Genomic DNA, 9,273 nt, shown 5'->3' on the forward strand with positions numbered 1-9,273 from the left:
CTTAGTGATTCATAAGTAATTTGTCTGATTTAAATTGACAATTCAGGAAATATAAAAAGGCCATCTCAATAGAGATAGCTCTCGAATTATTAATTTAAGAATATAAACTTTAATACAAATATAATAGAAAGTATTATTAAGTATATATTCACTTCTTCTTTTTTCTTAGTAACTAATTTTAATATTGTAAATGATATTATACCAAATATTATTCCATCTGCTATATTGTATGCAAGTGGCATCATAGCAAATGTTAAGAATGCTGGTATTGCATTGGTAAAATCATCAAAATCTATCTTTGTAAGCGAACTTGCCATCATAACTCCTACTAATATAAGAACTGGCGCTGTTGCTTGTGTTGGTATTGATGTAAATATTGGTGCAAAGAATAATGCAAGTAAGAACATAAATCCTGTTGTTATTGCAGTTAATCCTGTTCTTCCACCTTCTCCTATACCTGCTGCACTTTCAACATATGATGTTACTGTAGATGTTCCAAGTAATGCTCCAACTGTTGTTGCTATCGAATCTGAAAGTAGTGCTTGTTTAACTCTAGGTAACTTTCCATCTTCATCTAACATATTACCTTTTGATGCTACCCCTACTAAACATCCTACTGTAGTAAATAAGTCCATAAATAAGAATGTAAGCACTACCATAAACATATCAAAACTAAATATTTGATTAAAAGGAATTGATAATGCTTGTAAGAATACTGGCTTCATTGAAGGTACACTAGATACTACTGCATTTGGCACCTCTACTAAACCAATAGCCATTCCTACCGCTGATACTATTAACATTCCTATAAGGAATGCTCCTTTTACATTTTTAGCAAGTAATATAGATATTGCTATTAAACCAAATATAGTTAATAGCACTAATGGATCTTGTAAATTACCTAATTGAAGTATTGTTGCTCCATTTGTAACAAGTCCACAATTTGCTAATCCTACAAAAGCTATAAAAAGCCCTATACCAGCCGTTATTGAATCCTTTAAAACATTAGGTATACAATCTAATATTTTCTCTCTAACATTTGTTACAGACATTAATATAAATATTATACCTTCTATAAATACTGCGCAAAGTGCAAACTGCCAGCTATATCCCATACTTAATACTACTGTATATGCAAAAAATGCATTAAGCCCCATACCAGGAGCTAGAGCTACTGGATAATTTGCTAATATACCCATTATACATGAGCCTATGAATGCCCCTATTGCTGTAGCAGTAAAAGCTGCGCCTTTATCCATTCCCGCATCAGCAAGTATATTAGAGTTTACAACTAATATGTACGCCATTGTCATGAATGTTGTTGTTCCTGCTAAAACCTCTGTCCTTATATTTGTCTTGTTTTCTTTTAATTTGAAAGTTTTATCTAGAAAACTCTGCTTCGTTACTTGAGTAGCTTGCATAGTCATCCTCCTAACATTTTATTTTTAATATGTCATATAATTCGTATTTTATTATAATCGCATGGATAATTATATTATAATAAAAATTATTTTTCAACATTTTTTTACATTTGTATATATGTTTTTATGTATTAATTATAAATAGTTCGTATTTTTACATATAAAAAAAGCCCAATCTTAATTGGGCTTTTTTATATCACTTATTAATTTATTTTTACATAGATTTATACTCTTCTTCATTAACTGGAACTTTTATTTCATCATTCTTTATTTTTTCTATCATAGAGTTAACATAATCTATTATCTCTTGTGGTACTAAATTCTTTGTAGTTTCTGGTATACCAACACCATCTTCCTTAAGTCCATAAACTTTTTCTTGTCCACCTTTTAATTTACCTTCTATAAATTCTTTTACTGTATCATATACACCTACATTAACTTTCTTTAATGCTGATGTTAATACATTTTTTGGTGCTAAGTCACTTTGATCTCTATCTACACCTATAGCATATTTATTTTGTTCTTTAGCAGATTCTATTGATCCTAATCCTGTTCCTCCAGCTGCAGCAAGTATTATATCTGAACCATTTCCGTACATTTGATTAGCTATAGATTTACCTTTTGCTGCATCTGAGAATGTTCCTGCATATTGTACATTAACATTGCAATCTTTATTTGCTTCTTTTACACCTGCTTTATATCCATATTCAAATCTAGATATAACAGGAGTTTGGATACCTCCTATAAATCCTACATTATTATTTTCTGTCATTTTACCAGCTACAAGTCCAGTTAAGTACGCTGCTTCATTTTCTCTAAATAATATAGGTGTTACATTTTCAGGTATACTATCATATGTTTCATCAATTAATACAAATTGCTTATCTGGATAGTTTTTCGCTTGTTTTTCTATATCTTCTTTCATAGTGTATCCTACACCTATTACCATATCTACGTCTTCATCTAATAAACTTTCCATATTTTGAAGATATTCTGATGCTTGCTTAGATTCTATTACCTTTACTTCTATTCCAAAATCTTTTTCAGCCTTTTGAAGACCTTCCCATGCACTTTGGTTAAATGATTCATCATTTATACCACCGATATCAGCTACCATTCCAATTTTAAAACTTTTATCTGTATTTTCTTTTGATTTATTATTACCACATCCAACTAACATAGATGCTGACATTATTACTGCAGTACTTAATGCTGCTATTTTTTTAAATTTCATAATTTCCTCCTAGTGTCTTTAAATATTTCATATATTATAGGTTGCATAATATTCATATTTTATATTCCTAATACTGTCTATTTTTTCGAGTAATACTTTATAAAATTCTTTTTATATTCTTCATTAAAATACATTTAAGTTAGAATCATACAGTATATTTTTTATTCCCACTCTATTGTTCCTGGTGGTTTAGAAGTTATATCGTAAACTACTCTGTTTGCTCCGTCAACTTCATTTACTATTCTATTTGATATCTTTTCTAATACGTCATATGGCATTTTATACCAATCAGAAGTCATCCCGTCAGAAGATGTAACAGCTCTTATACCTACTAAGTAAGCATATGTTCTTTCATCTCCCATAACTCCAACTGTTTTTACATCTGGTAATGTAGCAAATGCTTGCCATATTTCTTTGTATAAACCATGTTCTTTTAATATATCCATGTATATAGCATCTGCTTCTCTTAATATGTCACATTTTTCTTTAGTTACTTCACCTATAACTCTTATTCCAAGTCCTGGTCCTGGGAATGGATGTCTAAATATTAAATCTTCATCTATTCCTAATTCTAAACCTATTTTTCTTACTTCATCTTTGAATAATTCTCTTAAAGGTTCAACTATTTGGAATTCTATATCTTCAGGTATTCCACCAACGTTATGATGAGACTTTATAGTTGCAGCTTCTCCATGTCCACTTTCAACTACATCTGGATATATAGTTCCTTGAACTAAGAAATCCATTTTTCCAAGTTTATTTGATTCTTCTTCAAATACTCTTATGAACTCTTCACCTATTATTTTTCTCTTAGCTTCAGGTTCTGTTACTCCTTTTAACTTACCTAAGAATCTATCTTCACAGTTAACTCTTATTAAGTTCATATCAAACTTATCTCTGAATATTCTTTCTACATCGTTACCTTCATTTTTTCTCAGTAAACCATGGTCTACGAATACGCAAGTTAAGTTATCACCTATAGCTTTATGAACAAGTACTGCTGCTACTGATGAGTCAACTCCACCACTTAAAGCACAAAGTACTTTTTTATCACCTATTATTTCTTTTAATTCTTTTATCTTATCAGCTATAAATGAGTCTGTAGTCCAATCTCCACTTACCCCACAAACATTGTATAAGAAGTTTCTAAGTACTTTATCTCCATCTTGACAATGTTCAACTTCTGGGTGGAATTGTACTCCATATAATTTTTTCTCTGTATTTTCCATAGCTGCTACAGGACAATCTTTAGTATGTGCTATAGATTTAAATCCTTCTGGAAGTTTATCTATTAAGTCTGTATGACTCATCCATACTATATTTGTAGATATTCCTTCAAATATAGCAGACTCTTTATATGTTATTTCAGTCTTTCCATATTCTTTTTCAGCATTTGTTCCTTTTCTTACGTTACCACCTAATATATGAGACATTACTTGTATTCCATAACATATACCAAGTATAGGAACTCCTATTTCAAATATTTCTTTAGCTATCTTAGGTGAATCCTCTAAGTATGCACTGTTAGGTCCACCTGTGAATATTATCCCCTTAGGATTCATTGATTTTATTTTTTCTATATCTGTAGTATAAGGTATTATTTCACAATATACGTTATTTTCTCTTACTCTTCTTGCTATTAATTGATTATATTGACCTCCAAAGTCAACTACTAATACTAACTCATGCTTCATATGCTATATTTCTCCTTGTGTGCTGTAATTCGGTGCTTCTTTAGTTATTGTTATATCATGTGGATGACTTTCTTTTAAAGATGCTGCTGTTATTTTTATAAATGCTGCATTATCCATTAAATCTTCTAGTGTAGGTGCTCCACAGTAACCCATACCAGCTCTTATTCCACCTATCATTTGGAATATTATATCTTCAGCTTTTCCCTTGTATGCAACCATTCCTTCTACGCCTTCAGGTACTAATTTTTTAGCATCATTTTGGAAATATCTATCTTTAGAACCTTTTTCCATAGCTCCTATAGATCCCATACCTCTGTATGTTTTATAAGATCTTCCTTTATATAGTACTATTTCTCCTGGACTCTCTTCTGTTCCAGCAAACAATGATCCCATCATACATACTGAAGCTCCTGCTGCTAATGCTTTAACAACATCTCCTGAATATTTGATTCCACCATCTGCTATTACAGGTACTCCATATTTTTTACCAACTTCTGCACAGTCCATAACTGCTGTAACTTGAGGAACCCCTATACCAGCAACAACTCTCGTTGTACATATAGAACCTGGTCCTATACCAACTTTTACACAATCAGCCCCTGCTTTTATTAAATCTTCTGTTGCTTCTGGAGTTGCTACGTTACCTGCTATTACTTGAAGGTTCGGATAAGTCTCTTTTACTTTTATAAGTGCATCCATAACACCTTTTGAATGACCATGTGCACTGTCTAAAACTATAACGTCAACATTAGCTTTAACTAAAGCTCTTACTCTATCCATAAGGTCTACACCTATTCCAACTGCAGCTCCACATAATAATCTTCCACGTTCGTCTTTTGCTGAATTAGGATATTGTATTTTCTTTTCTATATCTTTTATAGTTATTAATCCTTTTAAGTGTCCTTCTTCATCTACTATAGGTAACTTCTCTATTTTATGAGTTTTTAATATTTGTTGAGCTCCTTCTAAAGTTACTCCTTCTTTAGCTGTAACTAAGTTCTCTTTTGTCATAACATCTTCTATATTCTTTGTCATGTCATCTTCAAACTTTATATCTCTATTAGTTATTATCCCTATTAATTTATGACTTTCATCTACTATAGGCACTCCTGATATTTTATATCTAGCCATTATATCATCTGCATCTTGTAAAGTATTGTCTTTTAACAAATAGAAAGGATCTACTATAACTCCACTTTCGCTTCTCTTAACCTTATCAACTTCTAATGCTTGTTCTTCTATAGACATATTTTTATGTATTATACCTATTCCACCTTGTCTTGCCATAGATATTGCCATTTTAGATTCAGTAACAGTATCCATCCCTGCACTCATTAGGGGAATGTTTAATTTTATTTTCTTTGTTAAATAAGTTGTTATATCTACATCCTTAGGTAATACCTCTGATTTTTGTGGTATCAATAAAACATCATCAAACGTTAAGCCTTCTTTTAGTATTTTAGCCATCTTTATTTCTCCCCTTTTCTTAAATTTACGAATATATTTATAATATTACATTATTTTCGTTCGTTTTTAAAGTGGTTATAAAAAAATCTGCATAATAATTTCATTTTTTTAAAGTGAAATTACTATACAGATTTTTTAAGCATTTTTGTAGCCAATATATAGGGATATTCATCAGCCTACATATTTACTTAATTAATGCTATTTATAATAATTTCACTCATAGTCAAGATATTTACGGTATCTCGGTAGAAACTCTCAGACCTTATTTCTGAGTATATACGAGTGACGTATTCTTTATTTAATTAAGTATTTATTAAGTTGAGTATTAATTTATCAAAAATTATTCCTTATGTCAATAATTTATATTAAATTTTTTATTTATCAAATAGTTTATATTATTTACTAAACTATTTAAAGGAATATTCTTATTTATTGATATCTTTTTGCAGTCTTCATATTCAGGAGTAATCCTGATTAGTTGACCATTATAGTAGCCTAATTTAACTGTTATTTTACCATATTCAGTTTCTATTTTAGTAAACTTTCTATCTAATGTTACTCTATTATACTTGCTATATCTTATTCCAAATGTACTAGTTTGTAATATCATTAAATCAATAAATTTATTTAAATCATCTTCCTTACATAAAATACATAATTTAATTGCAGGTCTATTTTTTTTCATATATATACTTTGAGTGTAAATATCTAGTGCCCCATCATTTATAAATTTTTCGTATATATACGAATATACTTCAGAAGACATATCATCAATATTAGCGATTATCTCATATATAAATTCTTCTTTTTTTTTACACCTAAAACAGTTCTTAATATATTAGGTATTTCAAACTTCTTATGACCTATTCCATAACCAATTTGCTTAACTTCAAGTTCTAATACATCTACAAAATCATCACATAGAGTTTTTATTATAGCTGCCCCTGTTGGTGTTGTACACTCTCCTTTAACTGTATTTAACTTTATAGGCACATCTTTTAGAATTTCTATTGTTGCAGGTGCAGGTACTGGCATAATACCATGATCACATTTTACAAATCCCGACCCTACTGGAACTGTTGTTGCATATATCTTATCTACACATAGTAAGTCTACTAATATACATGCACTTACTACATCTACTATAGAATCTATTGCACCAACCTCATGAAAATGTATTTTATCGATAGTCGTACCATGAACTTTAGCTTCTGCCTCAGCTATTACCATAAATATCTTTTTAGCATTTTCTTTTACATATTCATTAAGAGAAGACTTATCTATAATCTCATATATATCGGATAAGTGTCTATGGGCATTTACTTCCTTTGTAATAACTTCTACCTTTGTTCCTACTATTCCATCTTCATTTTCCTCTTGTATATTTATATTAAATTCATCACCTAAATTTAACTTATTTATTTCTTCTAGAAAAACTTCTTTAGATATTCCTAAATCCAATAATGTAGCTATAGTCATATCACCCGATATACCATTAACTATATCAAAATAAAGTATTCTTTCTTCCATATATTCCCCCTTAATTCTATCTCAAGTCTAATCTAATCTAATTTATTTATCATCGATGCTAAATATCCTGCCCCAAATCCATTATCTATATTAACGACTGATATACCAGATGCACAACTATTTAACATAGTTAAAAGTGCAGATAAGCCACCAAAATTAGCTCCATACCCAACAGATGTAGGAACTGCTATAACAGGTACATCAACAAGACCACCTACTACACTAGGTAATGCACCTTCCATCCCAGCTACTGAAATTACTACTCTTGCACTTTGTAATATATGATTTTTATTAAGTAATCTATGTATTCCAGCAACTCCAACATCATAAACTCTTTCAACATCATTGCCTAAAAATTTTGCAGTATAATAAGCCTCATCTGCAACAGGTATATCAGATGTTCCTCCACTAACAACTACGATTTTTCCTTTACCTATATTAGATATTTTATGATTCTTAATTTTTAATATTTTAGATATTTCTTCATATTCCGAATTAGAATAAACTCTTTTTATTTTTTCAAAAGTTTCTCTTCTACATCTAGTTCCTAATATATTCGATCCTTTTTCCATCATTCTTTCTATAATTCCCAATATGTGTTCATCACTCTTTCCTTCACAGTAAATAACTTCTGGGTATCCAATTCTTATTTCTCTATGATGATCTATATTAGCATATCCAATATCTTCATAAGGTAAGTTCTTAAGTGAACTTAATGCATCGTCTATATTAGTAGAACCATCTTTAACATCTTGTAATAACTTCCTTAAATCCATATACAATTCCCCTCTTATTGATATTCTACAGTATTTGTTTAATTATTAAAAAATTAATTCATTGTACTAGTTAATTTTCCTAATAATAAACTCCCAATATATTACATATTAAAATTATATCACTACTAGTTTAGATTAAAAGTAGTATATGTTAGATTTCAATAATAATTGTATAAACCAATTAAAGAATTTAACAAAGTTACTTATAGATACTTTAATAAATAATCTTATGTAATGAAAAAGATGGTCATACTATTTTGTATAACCATCTTTTTCTTTATTCTTCATGCTTCATCTGATGTTTTAACTCTTTTTCGAATTTCTTTTCTTCATGTCTTGCGTGTCTTTCTTCTTTTTTTTCTTCATGAGCTACCTTACGACCTTGTTTAACTTTTTCATGCTCTTCATGTTTCATTTGATGCTTTAACTCTCTAGCAAATTTCTTTTCTTCATGCTTTTCATGTCTTAATTCCTTATGCTGCTCATGACGAGCTTCCATACCTTCTATATCTTTTTTTAAATCATCAACAAATTTGCTCATTTTATGCCTCCCTAAGATGAACTTTTATGATATTTATAATATATCAAATATATATTTTGCAAATTATCTTCCAATTATTCTAACTTTTATTAAAGAAATATGTTTTTTATTAAAATATATTTTATTTAAAATTTGAAAATAAAAAAGAGTAGCAATTTGCTACTCTTTTTATTACATCATTCCTGGCATTCCTCCGCCCATTCCTGGCATAGCAGGTTCAGCTTCTGGTAAATCTGCAACTGCAGCTTCAGTAGTTAAGAATACTCCAGCTATAGATGCTGCATTTTGTAAAGCACTTCTAGTAACCTTAGTTGGGTCAACTATACCAACCTCTATCATGTTAACATATCTTTCATTTAATGCATCAAATCCTACCTCAGGCTCTGCATTAATTACTCTTTCTGTTATAACAGCACCTTCAAGACCTGCATTTATAGCTATTTGTCTTAATGGCTCTTCTAATGCTTTTCTTATTATCTTAGCACCTATTTGAACTTCTCCTTCTAGTTCTAATACTAACTTATCTAAAGCTGGTATTACACTAACTAAAGCTGTTCCACCACCAGCAACTATACCTTCTTCAACAGCGGCTTTAGTTGCATTTAAAGCA

At 29.9% G+C, this 9,273-nt stretch carries 7 protein-coding genes, 1 pseudogene and 1 riboswitch; all 8 genes and pseudogenes read right to left on the reverse strand.

Annotation, left to right across the window (positions count from 1 at the left end):
- Positions 1–89: 89 nt before the first annotated feature.
- Positions 90–1,421, reverse strand: coding sequence for an NCS2 family permease (locus Q5F54_RS07060; RefSeq protein ID WP_302169692.1), 1,332 nt, complete (start codon positions 1,419–1,421; stop codon positions 90–92).
- A 214-nt stretch (positions 1,422–1,635) separates the two neighbouring features.
- On the reverse strand, positions 1,636–2,655 hold the full coding sequence (locus tag Q5F54_RS07065; protein ID WP_281538956.1) for a BMP family protein: 1,020 nt from the start codon (positions 2,653–2,655) through the stop codon (positions 1,636–1,638).
- A gap of 161 nt (positions 2,656–2,816) precedes the next feature.
- Entirely contained in the window at positions 2,817–4,349 is a 1,533-nt protein-coding gene (guaA, locus tag Q5F54_RS07070) for a glutamine-hydrolyzing GMP synthase (RefSeq protein ID WP_071121526.1), read from the reverse strand.
- Positions 4,350–4,352: 3 nt separating this feature from the next.
- On the reverse strand, positions 4,353–5,816 hold the full coding sequence (gene guaB / locus Q5F54_RS07075; protein ID WP_281538955.1) for an IMP dehydrogenase: 1,464 nt from the start codon (positions 5,814–5,816) through the stop codon (positions 4,353–4,355).
- A 200-nt stretch (positions 5,817–6,016) separates the two neighbouring features.
- Positions 6,017–6,118: riboswitch (purine riboswitch) on the reverse strand.
- 50 nt (positions 6,119–6,168) lie between these two features.
- Positions 6,169–7,346, reverse strand: a pseudogene (gene larC, locus Q5F54_RS07080) (nickel pincer cofactor biosynthesis protein LarC).
- A 32-nt stretch (positions 7,347–7,378) separates the two neighbouring features.
- Complete coding sequence (gene larB, locus Q5F54_RS07085; RefSeq protein ID WP_281538954.1) at positions 7,379–8,122, reverse strand: nickel pincer cofactor biosynthesis protein LarB; 744 nt, start codon at positions 8,120–8,122, stop codon at positions 7,379–7,381.
- A 277-nt stretch (positions 8,123–8,399) separates the two neighbouring features.
- Positions 8,400–8,663: a hypothetical protein gene (locus Q5F54_RS07090; protein ID WP_281538953.1), complete on the reverse strand. Its 264-nt coding sequence runs from the start codon at positions 8,661–8,663 to the stop codon at positions 8,400–8,402.
- A 171-nt stretch (positions 8,664–8,834) separates the two neighbouring features.
- Positions 8,835–9,273 (reverse strand): TCP-1/cpn60 chaperonin family protein (locus Q5F54_RS07095; protein WP_302334149.1); only part of this gene is annotated, 439 nt, incomplete at its 5' end.

Source organism: uncultured Romboutsia sp. (genome assembly GCF_958366745.1).
Classification (GTDB): Bacteria; Bacillota; Clostridia; order Peptostreptococcales; family Peptostreptococcaceae; genus Romboutsia; species Romboutsia timonensis.

Excerpts from the sequence above, each read along its gene's own strand:
- Q5F54_RS07060 (WP_302169692.1), bottom strand. The coding sequence starts at position 1,421 with ATGCAAGCTACTCAAGTAACGAAGCAGAGTTTTCTAGATAAAACTTTC.
- Q5F54_RS07065 (WP_281538956.1), bottom strand. The coding sequence starts at position 2,655 with ATGAAATTTAAAAAAATAGCAGCATTAAGTACTGCAGTAATAATGTCA.
- guaA (WP_071121526.1), bottom strand. The coding sequence starts at position 4,349 with ATGAAGCATGAGTTAGTATTAGTAGTTGACTTTGGAGGTCAATATAAT.
- guaB (WP_281538955.1), bottom strand. The coding sequence starts at position 5,816 with ATGGCTAAAATACTAAAAGAAGGCTTAACGTTTGATGATGTTTTATTG.
- larB (WP_281538954.1), bottom strand. The coding sequence starts at position 8,122 with ATGGATTTAAGGAAGTTATTACAAGATGTTAAAGATGGTTCTACTAAT.
- Q5F54_RS07090 (WP_281538953.1), bottom strand. The coding sequence starts at position 8,663 with ATGAGCAAATTTGTTGATGATTTAAAAAAAGATATAGAAGGTATGGAA.